At 61.6% G+C, this 19,175-nt stretch carries 16 protein-coding genes; 7 read left to right on the top strand and 9 right to left on the bottom strand.

Going from position 1 to position 19,175, the window contains the following annotated elements; translation table 11 throughout:
- Position 1: 1 nt before the first annotated feature.
- The gene (gene tsaE, locus MLD24_RS18115) at positions 2-508 is read right to left on the bottom strand and encodes a tRNA (adenosine(37)-N6)-threonylcarbamoyltransferase complex ATPase subunit type 1 TsaE (RefSeq protein ID WP_248168499.1); all 507 of its coding nucleotides are present in this window, start codon (positions 506-508) and stop codon (positions 2-4) included.
- Positions 505-2,076 (bottom strand): NAD(P)H-hydrate dehydratase, encoded by a 1,572-nt coding sequence (locus tag MLD24_RS18110; RefSeq protein ID WP_248168497.1) that lies wholly within the window; start codon positions 2,074-2,076, stop codon positions 505-507. Before MLD24_RS18110 ends, tsaE begins: the two co-directional genes overlap by 4 nt.
- A gap of 130 nt (positions 2,077-2,206) precedes the next feature.
- On the opposite strand from MLD24_RS18110, the gene queG reads away from it, so the two are divergent.
- Positions 2,207-3,289, top strand: a complete 1,083-nt coding sequence (gene queG, locus MLD24_RS18105) for a tRNA epoxyqueuosine(34) reductase QueG (RefSeq protein ID WP_248168495.1) — start codon at positions 2,207-2,209, stop codon at positions 3,287-3,289.
- Between the two features lies 1 nt (position 3,290).
- Here queG and orn read toward each other — a convergent pair whose 3' ends face one another.
- Positions 3,291-3,839, bottom strand: coding sequence for an oligoribonuclease (orn, locus tag MLD24_RS18100; RefSeq protein ID WP_248168493.1), 549 nt, complete (start codon positions 3,837-3,839; stop codon positions 3,291-3,293).
- A 128-nt stretch (positions 3,840-3,967) separates the two neighbouring features.
- On the opposite strand from orn, the gene rsgA reads away from it, so the two are divergent.
- Positions 3,968-5,005 carry a small ribosomal subunit biogenesis GTPase RsgA gene (gene rsgA, locus MLD24_RS18095; RefSeq protein ID WP_248168491.1) on the top strand — a complete coding sequence of 346 codons (1,038 nt, stop codon included), beginning with the start codon at positions 3,968-3,970 and terminating at the stop codon, positions 5,003-5,005.
- 21 nt (positions 5,006-5,026) lie between these two features.
- On the opposite strand, the gene motB is transcribed toward rsgA, so the two are convergent.
- Together motB and motA are read right to left on the bottom strand one after the other, a co-directional pair.
- Positions 5,027-5,980 carry a flagellar motor protein MotB gene (gene motB / locus MLD24_RS18090; protein WP_248168490.1) on the bottom strand — a complete coding sequence of 318 codons (954 nt, stop codon included), beginning with the start codon at positions 5,978-5,980 and terminating at the stop codon, positions 5,027-5,029.
- 66 nt (positions 5,981-6,046) lie between these two features.
- Positions 6,047-6,898, bottom strand: a complete 852-nt coding sequence (gene motA, locus MLD24_RS18085) for a flagellar motor stator protein MotA (RefSeq protein WP_227175328.1) — start codon at positions 6,896-6,898, stop codon at positions 6,047-6,049.
- Positions 6,899-7,080: 182 nt separating this feature from the next.
- Here motA and asd point away from each other — a divergent pair, with 182 nt between their 5' ends.
- A complete protein-coding gene (gene asd / locus MLD24_RS18080; protein WP_248168488.1) occupies positions 7,081-7,935 on the top strand; it encodes an archaetidylserine decarboxylase in 855 nt (284 codons plus the stop codon).
- Between the two features lie 11 nt (positions 7,936-7,946).
- Here asd and epmA read toward each other — a convergent pair whose 3' ends face one another.
- Positions 7,947-8,924, bottom strand: coding sequence for an EF-P lysine aminoacylase EpmA (gene epmA, locus MLD24_RS18075; RefSeq protein ID WP_248168487.1), 978 nt, complete (start codon positions 8,922-8,924; stop codon positions 7,947-7,949).
- A gap of 10 nt (positions 8,925-8,934) precedes the next feature.
- Positions 8,935-9,510 (bottom strand): elongation factor P, encoded by a 576-nt coding sequence (gene efp / locus MLD24_RS18070; protein WP_227175325.1) that lies wholly within the window; start codon positions 9,508-9,510, stop codon positions 8,935-8,937.
- Between the two features lie 108 nt (positions 9,511-9,618).
- Here efp and epmB point away from each other — a divergent pair, with 108 nt between their 5' ends.
- The 3 genes from epmB to MLD24_RS18055 all read left to right on the top strand — a co-directional run bounded on the left by epmB (position 9,619) and on the right by MLD24_RS18055 (position 15,073).
- A complete protein-coding gene (gene epmB / locus MLD24_RS18065; protein ID WP_248168485.1) occupies positions 9,619-10,662 on the top strand; it encodes an EF-P beta-lysylation protein EpmB in 1,044 nt (347 codons plus the stop codon).
- A gap of 209 nt (positions 10,663-10,871) precedes the next feature.
- Positions 10,872-12,680 (top strand): GTPase, encoded by a 1,809-nt coding sequence (locus MLD24_RS18060; protein ID WP_248168483.1) that lies wholly within the window; start codon positions 10,872-10,874, stop codon positions 12,678-12,680.
- Positions 12,681-13,003: 323 nt separating this feature from the next.
- A complete protein-coding gene (locus tag MLD24_RS18055; RefSeq protein ID WP_248168482.1) occupies positions 13,004-15,073 on the top strand; it encodes an EAL domain-containing response regulator in 2,070 nt (689 codons plus the stop codon).
- 63 nt (positions 15,074-15,136) lie between these two features.
- Here MLD24_RS18055 and serB read toward each other — a convergent pair whose 3' ends face one another.
- Together serB and parC are read right to left on the bottom strand one after the other, a co-directional pair.
- Positions 15,137-16,345: a phosphoserine phosphatase SerB gene (gene serB / locus MLD24_RS18050; protein ID WP_248168481.1), complete on the bottom strand. Its 1,209-nt coding sequence runs from the start codon at positions 16,343-16,345 to the stop codon at positions 15,137-15,139.
- Positions 16,338-18,623: a DNA topoisomerase IV subunit A gene (gene parC, locus MLD24_RS18045; protein ID WP_248168479.1), complete on the bottom strand. Its 2,286-nt coding sequence runs from the start codon at positions 18,621-18,623 to the stop codon at positions 16,338-16,340. Before parC ends, serB begins: the two co-directional genes overlap by 8 nt.
- 266 nt (positions 18,624-18,889) lie before the next feature.
- On the opposite strand from parC, the gene MLD24_RS18040 reads away from it, so the two are divergent.
- A complete protein-coding gene (locus MLD24_RS18040; protein WP_227175318.1) occupies positions 18,890-19,105 on the top strand; it encodes a hypothetical protein in 216 nt (71 codons plus the stop codon).
- The last annotated feature ends 70 nt before the right edge of the window (positions 19,106-19,175 follow it).

Raw genomic sequence — 19,175 nt, 5'->3', positions numbered from 1 at the left:
CTCAGTCTCCAGGTCGCCCCCGACCCTGCAGTTCACTGATGATGTACTCACCCCGCTCGGTGCCGGCCCTAAGGTGGGCCAGGCGCCCGGTACCGGAGGTCGACAGCTCGATTTCCAGGTCTGGCTCCGGCAGGATGCCCTGCCCCCGTTCCGGCCATTCGATCAGACAGATATCCTCGCCGAGAAAGTAATCCCGAATACCCATGTACTCGAGCTCTTCCGGATCGCCCAGGCGATAGAGGTCAAAATGGTAGGCCACCGGCTTTAGCTGTTCATAGGGCTCCACCAGCGTGTAGGTCGGACTCTTGACCGATCCGCCATGCCCCATCCCCCGTAACAGCCCCCGGCTGAGCGTGGTCTTGCCCATGCCCAGGTTACCTTCCAGGAACACGGTCAAGCCGTGACCACTGGCCAGGATTGCAGCCGCCAGATCACGGCCAAGCCGCTCGGTTTCGCCTTCGTCTGCCAGCTCGCGCCGGTAGGGCGAACTATCGCTTACTTCAGTCATTCAAGCATTCCGCTGTTAGGGCCTGCCGGTGCCACGACGCCTTCGGCCGTGCCCAGCAGTTCCGGTAACCGGTCAATCACATCCATCGGCAACAACCCCATAAAGCCGCGCTGCCGCGACGCCCGATCCGCCGCCGCCAGGTGCAGGGCTGCGGCCATCTCCGCCGACGCCCGGGGGTCGCCGGTCTGGGCCAGAAGCGCGGCGATGATACCGGACAGCACATCGCCCATTCCACCGGTGGCCAGGCCAGGGTTGCTGCCGTCAATCACCGTGGGCAGACCTTCGTCGCCAACAACGACGGTACCTGCGCCCTTGAGCAGCACGGTGCCGCCGAAAGTCTGCTGCAGACTCACTGCCGCCGCCAGTCGGTCCGCCTCCACCTCCGGCACAGACACTCCCAGCAGTCGCGCGGCTTCGCCGGGATGGGGCGTCAGCACATGGTTGCCGGCCCTGACCGGCACCCGGGTCGCCATCAGGTTAAGGGCGTCGGCATCGAGAATCTGCGGCACCTCACTGACCAGTACCTGCTGCAGCATCTGCTGCCCCCAACTGCCCTGCCCCAGCCCCGGGCCACACACCACCGCGGTGGCTCGTGCCAGCAACGGCGGCAGTTCAGAGCCATGGATCACACCCTGAACCATCAGCGACGGACACCGCGTCAACGCCGGAGCCACATGCTCAGGTCGCGTCGCCAAAGTGACCAGGCCGGCACCGGAACGGGCGGCCGCTTCTGCCGCCAACAGCGCTGCACCACCGAAACCGCGATCTCCGGCCACCACCAGCAGGTGGCCAAAGCGGCCTTTGTGAGCCGTCGCCGGTCGCCGCGGCAAGCTGACCGCCAGACTTTGCCAGTTCCGCCGCCAGGCCTGCGGCGCCTGTCCGCTCTGGGGTAGCAGCGCCTCAATATCAAGATCGTCAAATACCACACGGCCGGTATAGGCCGGCCCCTGAGCGGTGAACAGCCCGGCCTTGAGGCCAATAAAAGTGACGGTGAGGTCGGCCTTCACCGCTTCACCCGCCACCTGGCCGGTGGTCGCATCCAGGCCGGAAGGCAAGTCCACCGCCAACACCGGCGCAGCAATCGCATTGCAACGTGCAATCAGGTCAGCGAAATCGCCCCGCGGCGCGCCTCGCACGCCGGTACCAAGCATGGCGTCCACAATCAGGCCGGCACCGTCAAACAGATGGTCAGCCACGGTCGGCTCCAGATCCTGCCAGCGCTGTACCGGAACACCATCGCTCTCGGCCTTCTGCCAGGCCCGCCGGGCATCGCCCTGCAACCGCTGCGGATCAGCGACCGCCACGCAGACCACCGACCAGCCGTGGCGCACGGCACTGGCGGCAACCAGGTAACCATCGCCACCGTTATTGCCGGCGCCACACAGCACCAGCAATGATCCCGGCTCCGGCCAGACCTTGACCAGATGGCGGAAGGTAGCCGCGGCGGCGCGCTGCATCAGTTCGAAGCCGTCGACGTGACCACCCTCGATCACATAACGGTCAATTTCCCTCACCGCATCGGCGGAATAGAGGGTTTCTGGTAAGCTGTGGCTACCAGCATCATTCATCGCCGCAACCCCGGTAAAGAATCCAGTTTAAGTTAACAGGCCAGATGTCTGTAAAGAATAGCAAAACAGATAGAAAGGTCATAACTTAATCAATTTCAATTTGGTTAGATCCGCCTCCCCAGCCAACACCATGACTGACACCCTCGAGTCCCTGCCGGACCTTATCCGCCAATGGGCCCAGGAACTGGGCTTCGCCGACGTCGGTATCACCCTGCCCGATACCGGCCCTCACGGTGACCACCTGAAGCAGTGGCTGGCCGAGGGCCTGCACGGTGAAATGGCCTACATGGCCGATCATGGCGACAAACGCTACACCCCGGATTCCCTGATACCGGGCACCCTGCGGGTTATCTCCCTGCGCATGGACTACCTCAGCGCACCGGACAGCCCGAAAGATGTCCTCGCCAACCCGGAGAAAGCCTACATTTCCCGCTACACCCTGGGGCGGGACTACCACAAGCTGATCCGCAAACGCCTGGCCACCCTGGCCAAGCGGATCGACGAGGCCGTGGCCGGTTACGACTACCGGGCATTCGTCGACAGCGCCCCGGTTCTGGAAAGAGCGCTGGCGCAGCGGGCGGGCCTGGGGTGGCAAGGCAAGAACACCATGATCCTCAGCCGCAAGGCCGGGTCGTTCTTCTTTCTGGGAGAGATCTTCACCAGCGCCCCTCTGCCGGTGGACGAGCCGTACGACAAGGAACACTGCGGCCGCTGTCGCGCCTGTCTCGACAAGTGCCCGACCGATGCCTTCCCCAGCCCCTATCGCCTCGATGCCCGACGCTGCATCAGCTACCTCACTATTGAGCTCAAAGGCAGCATTCCCGAGGAGCTTCGACCACTGATGGGCAACCGGGTCTTCGGTTGCGACGACTGTCAGCTGGTGTGTCCGTGGAACCGGTTCAGCAAGGTCAGTGACGAGGACGACTTCCATCCCCGCCATCAGCTCGACAATACCGAACTGGCGGAGCTGTTTCTGTGGACCGAGGCGGAATTTCTCAAACGGACGGAAGGGTCGGCCATTCGCCGCACCGGCTATGAGGGCTGGCTGCGGAACCTGGCGGTCGGTCTGGGCAATGCCCCCTCAACCATTCCGGTTGTGGAGGCACTGAAGCAACGGGCGCATTTCCCGTCGGCGCTGGTGCAGGAGCATGTGCACTGGGCGCTGGCACGGCACGGCATCAATCCGGCCACCATTTCCGCGCCGACGCCCTGACTCAGGGCTCCATGCGGAAGAACTGCTCGCGGTAGTGCTGAAGTTCGGCGATGGAGTCGCGAATGTCGTCCAGAGCCAGATGGGAGCCTTTCTTGCGCACACCGGCCAGTACGTCAGGTCGCCAACGCCGCGCAAGTTCCTTGACGGTGCTGACGTCCAGGTTGCGGTAGTGGAAGAACCCCTCCAGTGCGGGCATGTACTTCACCAGGAAGCGACGATCCTGACCAATGCTGTTGCCGCACAACGGTGACTGGCCAGCCTCCAGATGCTGACGCAGGAACGCCAGGGTCTGCTGCTCGGCCTCCGCTTCCGATGTCTGACTGTCGCGAACCCGCTGGGTCAGGCCGTTCTCACCGTGGGTGCGGGTGCACCATTCGTCCATCGCATCCAGCACAGCATCGGGCTGATGGATGGCAATAACCGGGCCTTCAGCGAGGATGTTGAGATTGGCATCGGTGACAATAGTCGCGATTTCGATAATGCGTTCCTGCTCCGGATCGAGTCCGGTCATTTCCAGATCAATCCAAACCAGGCGATCGGCAGCGGCCATGGGGCGTCTCCAGTGGTCGATAGAGTGAGCGCCCGGCCAGACAGACGGGCGACGATTCGCGTATGATGTTACACCAATCCGCCCCCGACACTGGAATCCGACAGTCCCTTTTACGGCATAACTTCTTCATGGCTAAACGTCGACTCAACAAGCAACAGCAGTGGCGCATCCAGAAAATACAGTCTGAGCGGTCCGAGCGGGCCAAGCGCAAAGAGCGCAACATCGACCGCCAGCTCGATTCCGGCGAACTCGGCAGCGAGCAGGCCGGCCTGGTGATGGCCCACTATGGCCAGCAACTGGACATCGAGGCTCTGGAGGGCGAACGCAAGGGCGAGCTTTTCCGCTGCTTCGTGCGCGCCAACATCGACAGCCTGGTCACCGGTGACCGGGTGGTGTGGCGCCCCGGCGCCGACCAGAGCGGGGTGATCGTGGCCCGCGGCGAACGCCAGTCATTGCTGCAACGGCCCGACAAATACGGCCAGTTGAAGCCGGTGGCCGCCAACATCGACCACATCATCCTGGTGATCGCGCCACAGCCGGAACCCCATGACAATCTGATCGACCGTTACCTGGTTGCCGCGGAACTGACCGACATTCCGGCGGTGATCCTGCTGAACAAGGAAGACCTGATTGACGACCACAACCGTGACCACATCGAGCAGCTGCTGGCCCGCTATCAGCGCCTCGGTTACCGGGTAGAACGGACTTGCGCCCACGCCGGAGACGGCGCTCCGGCCCCCCAGGTCACCGAGCTGGTGACCCGGCGCACCAGCGTGTTCGTGGGTCAGTCCGGGGTCGGCAAATCGTCACTGATCCAGACCCTGTTGCCTGAGGAAGATATCCGCGTGGGCGCGGTTTCGCAGAGCACCGGCAAGGGCGTGCACACCACCACCACCGCAAAGCTGTTCCACCTGGACTGTGGCGGTGATCTGATCGACTCGCCGGGCATTCGCGAGTTCGGCCTGTGGCACATGTCGCCGGACGATATCGAGCAGGGGTTTCGGGAAATCCGCGAGGTGATTGGCCTGTGCCGGTTCCGCAACTGCCGTCATAAGGGCGACCCCGGCTGCGCCATCGACGAAGCGGCACGGGACGGCCGCATCAGCCCCGAGCGGCTGCACAGCTTCCACCGCATTCTGCAGGACATGGAAGAACAGGGAGGCTGAGCCGCCCCTGTTCTCCGCCATCTACCAGCTCAGTTCCTCGGCATCCGGTTCCGGCTTGGGCTGGAACCAGTCACCGCTTTCCAGCTTGTCCTGCGCCTGCTGACGCTCTGCCGCACTGGGTTCGGTCAGATCAATCAGGGGCTGACCGCCGGCGTTGTCGCGGATGTCTTTCTGGGCTTTCTTGTTGAGCACAATGATGGAGATGCGGCGATTCACCGGCGCTTTCGGGTTGCTCTGGTCAAACAGCACGGAATCACTCAACCCCACGACGCGGGCAATCTGATCAGACCCGACACCACCGGCCACCAACGCACGGCGGGCAGTATTGGCCCGCTCCGCCGACAGCTCCCAGTTGGTGTAACCGGGCCGGCCGCTGAATGGCGTGGCATCGGTATGGCCGGTGATACTGAGCTTGTTGGCCACCGCCCCCAAGGGCTTGGCGAGTTCGAACAGAATGTCCTGGGAATAGTACTTGAGCTGGGCCCGGCCGCTGTCGAACATCGGGCGCTGGGAACGGTCGACGATCTGGATCCGCAGCCCCTCATCGGTGATGTCGATCAGCAGCTGGTCCTTGAATTCCTGCAGCGTTTCACTCTGCTCGATCTGCTCCTGCAGATCCTGGAACAGCTGCTCCATCTGGCGTTGCTCCAGGGTATCCGCCAGCTCTTCGATGGTCTCATCCTCAATCACGATCTGCTGATCCGCGATGTCGGCCTGACTGGACTCCACCACCGAGGCGCTGCCCTCCAGGTCCACCGGATTGGGGGAGCCGCCCTCGGTGAAACCGACCGGATCACGGAAGTAACCCTCAACCGCCTCGATCTGCTCCGGCGTGGCGGTAGCCGTCAGCCAAAGCACCAGGAAGAACGCCATCATGGCGGTAGCGAAGTCGGCAAAGGCTACCTTCCAGGACCCCCCGTGATGGCCCCCGGACACCTTCTTCACCCGTTTGACGATGATCGGTCTTTCTTCCAAAACTGCACCTGCTGATCGTTAGACTGCACCGACACCAGGCCGGCGGCATTACCCGGGCCGGTCGCGCTACTTCGACCGGACGTGGTCGTTGAGCTCCTGGAACCCGGGTCGCTTGTGGGTCGGCAGGGCCTTGCGGCCGAACTCAATCGCCATCTGCGGCGCCTGACCAGACACCGTCGCCACCACCGAGGCCTTGACGCATTCGTAGGCCTTCACTTCGTACTTCACCGCATGCTCCAGGGCAATGGAGGTCGGCCCCACAAAGCCGTAGCCCATCCAGATCCCCAGGAAGGTCCCCACCAGCGCGGCTGCGACGCTGAGACCGATGCGTTCCGGACCTTCGGAGAGGAAGTTCATGGTGATCACGATACCCAGCACCGCCGCCACGATCCCCAGGCCAGGGAGCGCATCCGCAATCTTGTTGACGGCATGGGCCGGCTCTTCCAGCTCGTGCTGGCGGCTGTCGATCTCGTTGTCCATCATGCCTTCCAGCTCGTGAGGCGCCATATTGCCTGCAGAGATAATGCGCAGGTAATCGGTCACGAACGCCATCAGCTCCTTGGATTTGAGTACGGCGGGATAACGGCTGAAGATGGCACTGGAGTCCGGGTTGTCGATATCTTCTTCAATCGACATCACCCCCTGCTTGCGGGATTTGTCGAAGATGTCGTAGAGCATGCTGAGCAGGTCAAGGTAAAACGCTTTGTTGTAGGGCGAGCCGGTGATCAGCCGCATCACACCAACGAACACCTGCTTGATGATATTGACCGGGTTGGCAATGACAAAGGAACCAAACGCCGCCCCGAAAATGATCAGGACTTCCGTAGGCTGCCAAAGTACCGGCAGTTTACCGCCGTGGAGTACGTAGCCCCCGAGGACACAGGCCACGACGATGATTGAACCAAGGATTAATGCCATAGACTCTACCAACACCTTTATTACTGAATACCTGGATCGGAAACGCCGATCCCAATGGCAGCCGCTCCAATCATAGCAAGGGCATTCGCAAACGGCGAAAATAACAAACATTTTTCCCGGACTGTCCGCCGATGCGGAGTCTTTGCTAGAATCTGCCGCTGCCCTGGCACGAGTAGCGATTCATGTTCGACAAGTTATTTGTTTTAAGTCAATACCTTACTCCTCAACTGGCGGTCTCCCGACTGGCCGGAAAACTGGCGGACCATGACCGCTCCCCAGAGATCAAGAACCGCGTCATTCGCTGGTTCATCCAGCGCTACGGTGTCGACATGAGCGAGGCCCTGGAGCAGGACCCGAGCGCCTACGCCAGCTTCAACGAGTTCTTCACCCGCGAACTTCAGCCCGGCGCCCGTCCGGTGGTTGCCGACCAGCAGGTGATGACCAGCCCGGTGGACGGCGCTATCAGCCAGCTGGGCCGCATCGACGGCAATCGGGTGTTCCAGGCCAAGGGCCAGCACTTCAGCCTGCTGGAGCTGCTTGGCGGCGACAGCGAGCGCGCTGCTCCTTTCGCCGGGGGCGAGTTTGCCACCATTTATCTGGCTCCGAAGGACTACCACCGGGTCCACATGCCACTGGCCGGTACCTTGCGGGAGATGGTCCACATTCCCGGCAAGCTGTTTTCAGTGAATCCAGTCACTGCCGCCAACGTGCCCAACCTGTTCGCCCGTAATGAGCGGGTGGTCGCCATGTTCGATACCGAGTTCGGTCCGTTGGCCATGGTTCTGGTGGGCGCGATGATTGTTGGCAGCGTGGAAACCACCTGGGCCGGTGTGGTGGCCCCGGGCACGCCATCGGTCACCACCAGCCGCTACACCCAGCAGGACCCGATCCGCTTCGCCAAGGGCGACGAGATGGGCCGTTTCCGTCTGGGCTCAACGGTGGTGATGGTGATGCCGAAGGGTGCGGTGAGCTGGCAGCCGGAACTGGCCGCCGGAGATGTGGTTCGCATGGGACAGGCGTTCGGCAGCAAGGCCTGAACCGTCAATACCTAAGCTCGTTCAAGAGGGAATGCCACGACATCGTCGATGGCATCCCGCCCCTGCTTGAGCATCAGCAGCCGGTCCAGCCCCAGCGCCACGCCGGCGCAGTCCGGAAGGCCTGCGGACAACGCCGCCAGCAATTCTTCATCCACCGGCATGGCCGGTTTCCCCTGCGCCAGACGGGCGCGGTTATCAGCCTCAAAACGGGCACGCTGCTCGTCCGCATCGGTCAGCTCCCAGTAACCGTTGCACAGTTCCAGCCCGCCAATGTAGAGCTCAAAGCGGTGCGCCACCGCAACGCCGTCGACCTGTGAGATCCGCGCCAGCGCTGCCTGGCTGGCCGGGTACTGATGGATAAAGGTAGGCGATTCCTCCGCCAGCGCCACCTCTACCTGATGACTCATCACCAGTTCAAGCAGGGTGTCCCGATCCAGCGAAGCTGCCAGCGATTCCCCCACCCAGGCACCACAACGCTGCACCAGCACCTCATCAGCCACGGTAAACGGATCAATCCCGGCATGGCGCTGCATGGCATCCCGATAACTCAACACCCCGGGACGGGAACACCCCAGCCAGCCACACACCAGGTCGGCCACCTCCGCCATCAGCTGCTGATCGGTGAACCCGGGGCGATACCACTCCAGCAACGAAAACTCGGGGTTGTGACGATGGCCTCGCTCGCCGCTACGGAAGGCGCGGAAGACCTGAAAGATGGAACCACTGCCGGCCGCCAGCAGCCGTTTCATGTGGTATTCGGGGGACGTCTGCAGCCACCCCTGGTCACAGGAGTCGCCGGCAATCGGCGCAAACCGGGCGGCAATGCTGTCGAGGTTGAGATCGGTCACGCCGTGGCGACCGAGCACCGGGGTTTCCACCTCGAGGACACCCCGGCGAGCAAAGAAGTCCCGCAGGTAGGCCAGTTGAAGAGCCCGGGCCTGCAGGTCCGCCAACGAGGCGGTGGGTTGCCAGCGTTCGTTGGCGGTCATGGCAGGAAACTTAGCTGCTCTTTACGCGGTTGACGTACTCGCCGGTACGGGTATCCACCTTCAGCACTTCGCCAATGGTGATGAACAGCGGAACGTTAACCACGGCGCCGGTGGACAGGGTTGCCGGCTTGGAGCCGCCCTGGGCGGTGTCACCTTTCATACCGGGGTCGGTTTCAACGACTTCCAGCTCAACAAAGTTGGGCGGGGTCACCGACAGCGGGGCACCGTTATACAGGGTCACGGTGTAAATATCCTGTTCCTTCAGCCACTTCAGGGCATCAGCAACCGCTTTCTCATCCGCAGGATGCTGCTCGAAGGAACCGTCTGTGGCCATGAAGTGCCAGAACTCACCGTCGGTGTACAGGTACTCCATGTCCTGCTCAACGACGTCGGCGGCCTCCAGACTCTCACCGGACTTGAACGTACGCTCCCAGACCCGGTTGTTGTTGAGGTTCCGCAGTTTGACCCGGTTGAACGCCTGGCCCTTGCCCGGCTTGACGAATTCGTTGTCCAGGATCACACAGGGGTCGCCATCCAATAATACTTTGAGACCACTGCGAAATTCGTTGGTAGAATAGGAAGCCATGTTAATATCACCTGAAACTGATGTGTCGACTGAAACTCATGCATCGGCTGGCATATCTGAACAAGATGTATCGCCCGAAACGATGCTGTTGGGAATCGAAAGCTCGCTATGATACAGCGAACCCCCGTCCGTATAGAAGCCCGCCAACAAGATAACGATTCCGACCGCTGGCAACAGATCCTGGCAAACTCCATTACCACCCCGGAAGCGCTGCTGGGCGAACTGGGTCTGGATGCCGGACATTGGCTCAAGGGCGCCACCGCCGGTCACCGCCTGTTTCCGATCCGGGTACCGCACCCCTACCTGCAACGAATTCAGCCGGGCAATGCCGACGACCCGCTGCTGCGCCAGGTACTGCCGCTGGGCGCGGAAGCGGAAACCCGCCCCGGCTACCTGCTCGACCCGCTGGAGGAAGATCAGGCGACCGCCGGCACCGGGCTGATCCGCAAGTACCGCAGCCGGGCCCTGCTGATGGTTACCGGCCAGTGCGCCATCAACTGCCGTTACTGTTTCCGCCGCCACTTCCCCTACGACGACCATCGACTTGGACCGGCGGATCGCGAGCGCGCCATTGCTACGCTCGCCGACTCGCCGGAAATCAATGAGGTGATCTTCAGCGGGGGAGATCCGCTGGCGGTCAACGACCGACTCCTGGCCCGCTGGGTCCGCGATCTGGCCGAGATCCCACACCTGCGGCGCATCCGCATTCACAGCCGGCTACCGGTGGTGATTCCACAACGGGTGACCGAGGAACTGCTGGGCTGGCTCAGCGCCACCCGACTGCAGCCCGTGATGGTACTTCACATCAACCATGGCAATGAGATTGACGCGGCCACTCGCGACGCCCTGGCCAGACTGCGACAGGCCGGCGTCACCCTGCTGAACCAGAGCGTGATGCTGCGGGGCGTGAATGACGACGCAGACACCCTCGCAGAGCTCAGCGAAGCGCTGTTCGACGCGGGCGTGCTGCCCTACTACCTGCACGCCTTCGACCCGGTGCTCGGCGCCCACCATTTTGACGTGGATGATGATCAGGCCCGGGCCCTGGCACGCCAGCTGCTGGAGCGACTGCCTGGATTCCTGGTGCCAAGGCTGGTTCGGGAGGTGCCGGGACGAACCGCCAAAACGCCACTGAACCTGGACGCCGAATAAACCGCAGGTCCTTGCCGGCCACAATTGTCAATTTTTGTAAACCGGTGATTTGCTGGCTTTTCGTTCTGGCTCTGCTATTTTAGAGTGCAGAATAACCACAAATAACGAACTGTAATTCCGGCGTTTTTTCTGCTTACGATCTGACCAGCAATACGCCGCCAGTACATGGATAGTTCGGCGTCAACCCTACGGCATGAGCACTCGGACGAATGACCCTGAGACCTGACCTGACAGTCCCCGAGCAGAAGATCGCAAGCCTGTCTTTCTGCGATGCGTCCCCGAAAGCCTTCAAGGGGTGGGTAGCCAACTTGCCCATGGCCAATGTCGGCGAGTCATCGCGCCAGCTCTATCACGCCATTATCGAGCTGAACCAGCTGTTCGTGTCGCCTCAGGTGCGCCTGCAGTTACTGGAGCTGTTGCGCCCGAAGATTCGTTTCGTATGCGGCGAGCTGGCCCGGCATTATCTCGGCCACGCCGTATCACTGCCTGAAAAGCAGCGCAAGATTGCCAACCTGAACCAGGCCCTTCAACTGCACCTGGCCAATGGTTACAAGCTGTGCATTCTGGAATTCACATCCGATAACAGCACCTTCGAGAAAGCCAAGAAGGCCGTTGCCCTGTGCTGCCATCGGGCCATCTCCGAATTGGCCGCAACCGTAGTGCGAGCACACCAGCTTTATTGCCCCAGCCCGGCACGCAGCTGGCTCGAATGCCACCGCATCTTCCGTTTTGCCTCGCGCAACAAGATCGCCGAAGCGGCCATCGAGGACGACACCCTGCAGCATCGCCGCAGCAGCTCCGTGGCAGACAGCTACAAGCGCCTGTTGCTGCTCGGCTGCGCCCGCCCCAACCAGTTACGCCAGAACGAACTGACCCAGACCTACGATCTGTTCGAGAACTGGACCGAACTGGCCCTGTGCACCACCGATCAGGGCAGCGACAGCCTGTTTGTGGTGAACATGGAACAGGACAGTTCGCCGATTTACCGCAGCCTTGCGCCGAACACCGGTTCCGGTGACCTGCTGGGCTTTGATACCCGCAAGCTGTCTGAGAGCATTGCCGAGTACCTGTATCAGCATCTGGAACTGCACAACCGGGACTACGAACCCGAGTTCCGGCTCCCCCAGGGCATCAGCGATACGCTGCTGACCCACCTGAGCCAGGCCCTTGGCATTCTCACCAAACGCAGCTTCAACCGCATCGCCAGCGAGGGCTCGCTTGAACTCTGTGTTGGCTTGACGGCAGCACATTACTACATTGCCGGCGAGAAGAACTTCACCCAGTTTGTGGCCGGCAACGAGCAGGATGTTGATGACGACGAGAACGTCTTCATGAGCTCGTCGCGCCGCAAGAACGACGCCTGGTCCGGGGCGTTTGATGCCGGCCCCAATGAAGAACGGCTGTACTCCGCCGACACCCCCATCAACTTCCGCAGCAGCAGCGGCTCGGTCACCAGCAATCCCCAGCAGGACGCCAAACGGCCTCCCTGCCACAAGGCGGCCCTGGTCAACACCAGCCCCGGCGGTTATTGCGTGTCCTGGGGGGCCAACATTCCGCCTTCCATGCAGGCCGGGGAAATCCTTGGGGTACGGGAACAGACCAGCCAGCCTTGGAGTGTCGCCATCGTGCGCTGGATTCGACAGGTCCGAAACCAGGGCACCCAGATGGGCATTGAGCTGCTGGCACCCAGCGCCTCGCCCTGCGGCGTCAAACTGATCCAGAAGGTGGGCACCAGCAGTGAGTACCTACGCGGCCTGATGCTGCCGGAAATCAGCGTGATCAATCAGCCCGCGACGCTGATCACCCCCAGACTGCCGTTCCAGACCGGCAGCCGTATCCATCTGATCCACGATGGCCGGGAGGACCAGGGCCAGTTATCCAAACGGGTCGCCGCCACCGGCAGTGTCAGCCAGTTCGAACTCAAGCTCCAGCGCAGCACGACACCCGGTCCGTCCCGGCAAAGCCGTCCTGACGGCACCAGCGAAGACGAGTTCAACTCCCTGTGGCCATCGCTGTAGGCGTTCAGGGCCTGCTGCCTGCAACCGAATTGCAAGATGCGGACAAGCAGCCGACCAAGCCCTATCCGGGCATCGTCAAGGGTTGTTATTAAAGGGCATCCCCTTCATCATTCGGCTTATGTTAAGGTACCCAGGCACCTGGCCCGGCGCTGTGATCGCGAGACATCGCGACCATACCGACGGCGCTCTGCTCGCAACTCGCCCGGCAGGAAGCGGCCAGGCTTCGCCCGAATCACCGACACGCTTTCCTGCACCGTAACCGCGCCCAGTCGCGGGTACAGGGTATCGGCCACACTATACGGACACATCGAGACGCCAACAGCATGCAGAAAAAGAATTCCACGGTTCACCTGCTCATCCTTGATCCTTCCCAGAACGATGCCGAATCGCTGGTCAGCCTGCTCCGTAACGCCGGACGGGCAACCCGGGCCCATCGCATCACCTCTGAGGAAGACCTCGAGGAGGCGCTGAAATCCGGAACCTGGGATCTGTTGCTGGCCCGGGATGTGGACCAGGAGTTTACCGCCGAAGATGCCCTGAACCTGGTCCGCCGCATGGACAAGGATGTGCCCTTCATCCTGCTGACGTCTGACTTCAACCGGGAACGCTCGGTCCAGTTCCTCAAGGGCGGCGCCATGGATGTGGTCCCGGCGGACTGTAATGACCTGATGCTGCTGGCAGTGAAGCGCGAACTGGCAGCGCTGGACGAGCGCCGCCGTCGTCGTTCGCTGGAAGCACACCTGCGGGAAGCCGAGCAACGCTGCCAGCTGCTGCTGGAGAGCTCCAAGGACGCCATCGCCTACATCAACGATGGCATGCACATCTACGCCAACCAGTCGTACATGGAGTTCCTCGGTTACGACGACCTGGACGAGCTGATGTGCGTTCCCATCCTCGATACCCTGACGCCGGCAAGCCAGACCGAATACAAGGGCTTCATGAAGCAGTTCGCCGAAACCCGGCAGGACGGCATGACCCTCAACTGCGTCGCGCGCCGGAGCGACGACCACGAGCTCAACGTCACCATGTCGGTATCCTCCGCCACCTACGACAGCGAGCCCTGCACCCAGATTGTTATCCAGCCGGAACACAGCGACGCAGAGCTGGAAGAAAAGCTCCGCCAGATCAGCAGCCAGGATCTGCTCACCGGACTTTATAACCGCCAGCACTTCATGGATGAACTTGCCAATGCAATCGGTGAACAGACGCCAAACGGCGCCCTCGCCTATGTCTCACTGGACAACTTCACCGCCAACAAGAGCCTGGTGGGTATTGCCGGTGCCGATCTGCTGCTGAGTGATGTCGCTGACCTGGTGCGGGAACACGTTGGCGAAGACCAGTTGCTGGCGCGCCTGAGCGACGACGCCTTCGGCATCCTCGATCGCAGCTGTGACGAAAAGTCGATGATGGAAAGCTGCGAGCAATTGCGCAAGAAAATCGAAGACTACCTGTTTGAAGTCAACGGCCGCACCATCCAGATGACGGCCAGCATCGGTGTTGCAGCGATCACCGAGAACGCGCCCAAGGCAAACGATCTTCTGGGCCGTGGACTGGCGGCGTCGGCGGACGTGCGCAAACTGGAAGGCCATGAGAGCGGCAATGGCGTGGTGGCCTACAACCCGGCGGCGGAAGGCAAGGGTGAAATCACCGCGGCGGACGAAATTCAGAAAGCCCTGGATGAAGATCGCTTCCGGTTGCTGTTCCAGCCCATCATCAACCTCCGTGGCGAGGGTGAGGAGCACTACGAAGCCACCGTGCGGATGATTGACACTGAAGGCAACGACGTCTCCCCCTACGACATCCTGCCACCGGCTGGCCCGTCAGAGATGGCGGTCAAAATTGACCGTTGGGTGATCCTGCAGACCGTGAAACAGCTGGCGACGCACCGCACCCGCGGCCACGACACCCGGTTGTTCCTGAACGTCAGTGCCGAAACCCTGGTGGACAAGACCTTCAGTGCCTGGCTCAGCGTCGCCCTCAAGGCGGTTCGGCTGCCTGGCGATGCGCTGATTTTCCAGATGCGCGAGGGCGACACCACCAATCACATGAAACAGGCCAAGGAGTTCGTACGCTCACTGCACGAGCTGCACTGCAAGATCTCCCTGAGCCAGTTTGGCGGCGCTATCAACCCTTTCAACACCCTCAAGCACGTTGACGTGGATTACGTGAAGATTGACGGTTCGTTCACCGAAGAACTGCAGAAGAACGACGAGGCCAAGGAACAGCTCAAGGAAATGGTCCAGAGCCTGCAGAACGCCGGCAAGCTGACCATCATCCCGATGGTGGAAAATGCCACCGTGCTGGCCACCCTCTGGCAGGCCGGCGTCAACTACATCCAGGGCTACTACGTGCAGGCCCCGGTACCACAGATGAACTACGATTTCGGCGAGTAAGCCGGAGCGGTTCGAACAAAAAGGGCGCCGATTCGCGGGCGCCCTTTTTTTTGTCCTGCCGGTTCAGTGGTTCTCACTCTCCCGGAACCCGATCAGATACAGGATCGCATCCAGGCCCAGGGTCGAGATCGCATGGCGGGCGGATTCCTTGACCAGCGGCTTGGCACGGAATGCCACCCCCAGCCCGGCCTGACTCAGCATTGGCAGGTCGTTGGCACCATCCCCCACCGCGATCACCTGCTCGCGGGAAATGTGTTCCTTGTCGGCAATCTCCAGCAGCAACTCGGCCTTGCGCTTGCCATCAACGATCTGGCCAGACACCTCGCCAGTAACCTTGCCATCCACAATCTCCAGCTCGTTGGCATAGACATAGTCGATGCCCAGCTTTTGCTGCAGGTGACGGGCAAAGTAGGTGAAACCGCCCGACAGGATCGCTGTGCGATAGCCCAGGGACTTCAGCCTGGAAATCAGGTGTTCGGCGCCCTCGGTCAGTTTCAGGCGAGCGGCAATGCGCTCCAGCACCGACTCGTCCAGCCCCTTCAGCAGTGCCAGCCTCTCGGCAAAGCTCTGACTGAAATCCAGCTCGCCCTGCATGGCTCTCTCGGTGATCTCGGCGACCTGATCGCCAACGCCGGCCTCCAACGCCAGCTCATCAATCACCTCCGCCTCAATCAGCGTGGAGTCCATGTCAAACACCACCAGCCGACGGTTACGGCGGAAGATGGAGTCTTCCTGGAAGGCGATATCGACATTCATCTCAGCGGCGATGTGGAGGAAATCCCCCCGCAGCTGCTGAAGATCCGAGGGCGTGCCGCGCACCGAGAACTCGACACAGGCGATGCGGTTCTCCGTCGGGTCCAGCGACGGTCGCGCCGACAGACGGCTGATGTTGTCGATGTTGAGACCATGGCGCGCGGTGATCGCCGATACCTTGGCAATCTGTTCCGCCTTGATGTCCCGGGACAGCAGGGTGACGATGTAGCAGGCCCGGTTCCGGCCAGCAGCCCACTGCTGGTACTCCTCCACCGTGATCGGCGCGAAACGCACCTGCAGATCCAGGGCGTGAAGGCGGAACATCAGATCGCGAATCACCGGCGGCGCATTGGCCTCGTCCGGTATCTCCGCCAGGATGCCCCAGGTCAGATGGTCGTGGATGACCGCCTGGCCAATGTCGAGGATTCGGACATCGTACTGCCCCATGATGCCGGTGATCTCCGACGTCAGCCCGGGCTTGTCGCGCCCGGACACGTTAATCAGTACCAGTTCACTCACGGTCGCCCAACTCCTGTTGTTTCGCGGCTCGGATCACCTCAATACCATCTACCCGCTGCAGTCCGCGGGGCAGCTTGTGGCCGCGGCGCCCGCGCTCACCCAGGTAATGCTCCAGATCCGCAAACTGGAGCCCCATCTTGCGCTTGCCGGCACGGATCTCCAGTTGATCCGCCTCGCCGAACACCGCCAGCGCCACGACAAACTCTTCCCGGTTCTGAACCCTGGCCGAGGGGATACTGATGATCTTGTTGCCCTTACCCTTGGCCAGCTCCGGCAGCTCACTCAATGGGAACACCAGCATGCGCCCCTCATTGGAGATCGCCGCCAGGTACTGCGGGTCTTCGGTCACCGGTACGCAGACCGGCTGCATGATGCGAGCCCCCTTGGGCACCGTCACCACCGCCTTGCCATTGCGGTTCTTGCTGATCATGTCTCCGAGGGATGTGACAAAACCGTAGCCGGCGTCGGTCACCAGCAGCACCTTCTGCTCACTCTCCCCCATCAGCAGGCCGGCGTAGGTGGCACCGGAGATGGGGTTGATCCGACCGGTCAGGGGCTCACCCTGGCCCCGCGCCGATGGCAGACTGTGAGCCATCAGGGAATAGGCACGCCCGGTGGAATCAAGGAAGATCGCCTGCTGGTTGTTCCGCCCTTTCGCGGCCAGGGCAAAGCGGTCCCCGGACTTGTAGCTGAGCCCTTCCGGCTCGATATCGTGGCCCTTGGCGGCACGCACCCAGCCCTTTTCTGACAGCACAACCGTCACCGGGTCGTTGGAGACCAGGTCGGTTTCGCTGAAGGCCCGGGCCTCTTCGCGCTCGACAATGGGCGAACGACGGTCATCGCCGTACTTCTCGGCATCGGCTTCCAGCTCGCCCTTGATCAGATCCCGCAACCGCGACTCGGAGCCGAGGATGGCCTGCAGCTCGTCCCGTTCAGCGGCCAGCTCATCCTGCTCGCCGCGGATCTTCATTTCTTCCAGCTTGGCGAGGTGACGCAGTTTCAGCTCCAGGATGGCCTCGGCCTGGATATCGGTCAGACCAAACCGTTCCATCAGCACCGCTTTGGGCTTGTCTTCGGTGCGGATGATCTCGATGACCTCATCGATATTGAGGTAGGCAATCAACAGGCCGGCGAGTATGTGCAGTCGAGCCTGCACCTTGTCCAGACGGTGGTTGAGGCGGCGGCGAACGGTGGTCCGGCGATAGTCCAGCCACTCGGTCAGCAGCGTGCGCAGATCCTTGACGCCGGGGCGACCATCGTTGCCGATGACATTGACGTTGACCCGGTAGGTCTTCTCCAGATCGGTGCTGGCGAACAGGTGGGCCATCAGCCCTTCCAGATCAACCCGGTTGGAGCGGGGCACAATCACCAGACGGGTTGGGTTTTCATGATCCGACTCATCCCGTAGGTCCGCCACCATCGGCAGCTTTTTGGCCTGCATCTGCTGGGCAATCTGCTCCAGCACCTTGTTGCCGGAGACCTGGTGCGGCAGATCGGTGATCACCACTTCGCCACCTTCGTTGATCCAGCGAGCCCGCATACGCAGGGAACCACGACCGGTTTGGTACATCTGCAGCAGATCGCGGCGAGGGGTTATCACCTCAGCGCGGGTGGGAAAATCCGGCCCTTTGATGTGTTCACAGAGCTGTTCCACCGTCGCCTCAGGACTGTCCAGCAACCGGATACAGGCGGCCGTCACTTCCCGGGCGTTATGGGGTGGAATGTCCGTGGCCATCCCCACTGCAATGCCTGTGGTGCCATTAAGCAGTACATGAGGCAGCCGGGCCGGTAGGGTGGCGGGCTCCTCCATGGTGCCATCAAAGTTGGGCACCCAATCCACTGTGCCCTGCCCCAACTCTCCCAGCAGCACGTCCGAGAACGCGGTCAGCCGGGATTCGGTATAACGCATGGCGGCAAACGACTTGGGATCGTCCGGCGAGCCCCAGTTGCCCTGGCCGTCCACCAGCGGGTAGCGGTAGGAGAACGGCTGGGCCATCAGCACCATGGCCTCATAACAGGCGCTGTCGCCGTGAGGATGGAACTTACCCAGCACATCGCCCACGGTACGGGCAGACTTCTTGTACTTGGCCGTGGATTTCAGCCCCAGTTCCGACATGGCGTAGACGATGCGCCGCTGGACTGGCTTCAGGCCGTCACCGACATTGGGCAGCGCCCGGTCGAGAATGACGTACATGGAATAGTCGAGGTAAGCCTTCTCGGTGTATTCCTTGAGAGAGACCCGCTCGAATCCCTCATCCGTCGTCTGAAACTCTGGCATGGATGCCTCTTGCTGACTGTAATGAGTTCTGACCACCGCCGTGGCGGTTCCTCAGGTTGGTCGCTCATTATATGGAGCCGACCGCAGTTACACCAATCCCCGAGCAAAAAGTCGCCATCTCCTTGAAAATCAAGCCCAACATCAGCGTCTGATTGCCAATAGCGGAATTCACGAATGTTGGCTCCCGGGGGCAGACCGTATTCTGCCCGGCGGTCCTCAGCAAAAACCGTGGGCTACCTGTGTAAAAAACAGACCGGGCAGACACTATGACTCCAACCCTGAAAGCCTGTTTTCGCGCCATGCTGACCGCGTTCATCAACGGTTCCCTGGCGTTGGCATTGATGCTCCTGGTTGAGTTTGCCATCAGCGGAACCCTGCACATGACCGAGCCGTACCTGTGGGCCGGCCTGCTGATCTGGGCCATCATTTTTGTTGCCCAGTTCCTCCGGGAACGCCACCTCTGCCGTTCTGCTGACAGCTGACTTCGCCTTCCCGGCACCCTCTCCCTGATCTGCTAAACTCTCAATAGCAAACAACAGCACCGAACAGTCG

The sequence above is a fragment of the Marinobacter xestospongiae genome (genome assembly GCF_023156385.1).
GTDB lineage: Bacteria > Pseudomonadota > Gammaproteobacteria > Pseudomonadales > Oleiphilaceae > Marinobacter > Marinobacter xestospongiae.
This window is presented reverse-complemented; position numbering and strand designations above follow the sequence as displayed.

Coding starts and splice junctions, on each gene's coding strand:
- tsaE (WP_248168499.1), bottom strand. CDS start 508: ATGACTGAAGTAAGCGATAGTTCGCCCTACCGGCGCGAGCTGGCAGAC.
- MLD24_RS18110 (WP_248168497.1), bottom strand. CDS start 2,076: ATGAATGATGCTGGTAGCCACAGCTTACCAGAAACCCTCTATTCCGCC.
- queG (WP_248168495.1), top strand. CDS start 2,207: ATGACTGACACCCTCGAGTCCCTGCCGGACCTTATCCGCCAATGGGCC.
- orn (WP_248168493.1), bottom strand. CDS start 3,839: ATGGCCGCTGCCGATCGCCTGGTTTGGATTGATCTGGAAATGACCGGA.
- rsgA (WP_248168491.1), top strand. CDS start 3,968: ATGGCTAAACGTCGACTCAACAAGCAACAGCAGTGGCGCATCCAGAAA.
- motA (WP_227175328.1), bottom strand. CDS start 6,898: ATGGCATTAATCCTTGGTTCAATCATCGTCGTGGCCTGTGTCCTCGGG.
- asd (WP_248168488.1), top strand. CDS start 7,081: ATGTTCGACAAGTTATTTGTTTTAAGTCAATACCTTACTCCTCAACTG.
- epmA (WP_248168487.1), bottom strand. CDS start 8,924: ATGACCGCCAACGAACGCTGGCAACCCACCGCCTCGTTGGCGGACCTG.
- efp (WP_227175325.1), bottom strand. CDS start 9,510: ATGGCTTCCTATTCTACCAACGAATTTCGCAGTGGTCTCAAAGTATTA.
- epmB (WP_248168485.1), top strand. CDS start 9,619: ATGATACAGCGAACCCCCGTCCGTATAGAAGCCCGCCAACAAGATAAC.
- MLD24_RS18060 (WP_248168483.1), top strand. CDS start 10,872: ATGACCCTGAGACCTGACCTGACAGTCCCCGAGCAGAAGATCGCAAGC.
- MLD24_RS18055 (WP_248168482.1), top strand. CDS start 13,004: ATGCAGAAAAAGAATTCCACGGTTCACCTGCTCATCCTTGATCCTTCC.
- parC (WP_248168479.1), bottom strand. CDS start 18,623: ATGCCAGAGTTTCAGACGACGGATGAGGGATTCGAGCGGGTCTCTCTC.
- MLD24_RS18040 (WP_227175318.1), top strand. CDS start 18,890: ATGACTCCAACCCTGAAAGCCTGTTTTCGCGCCATGCTGACCGCGTTC.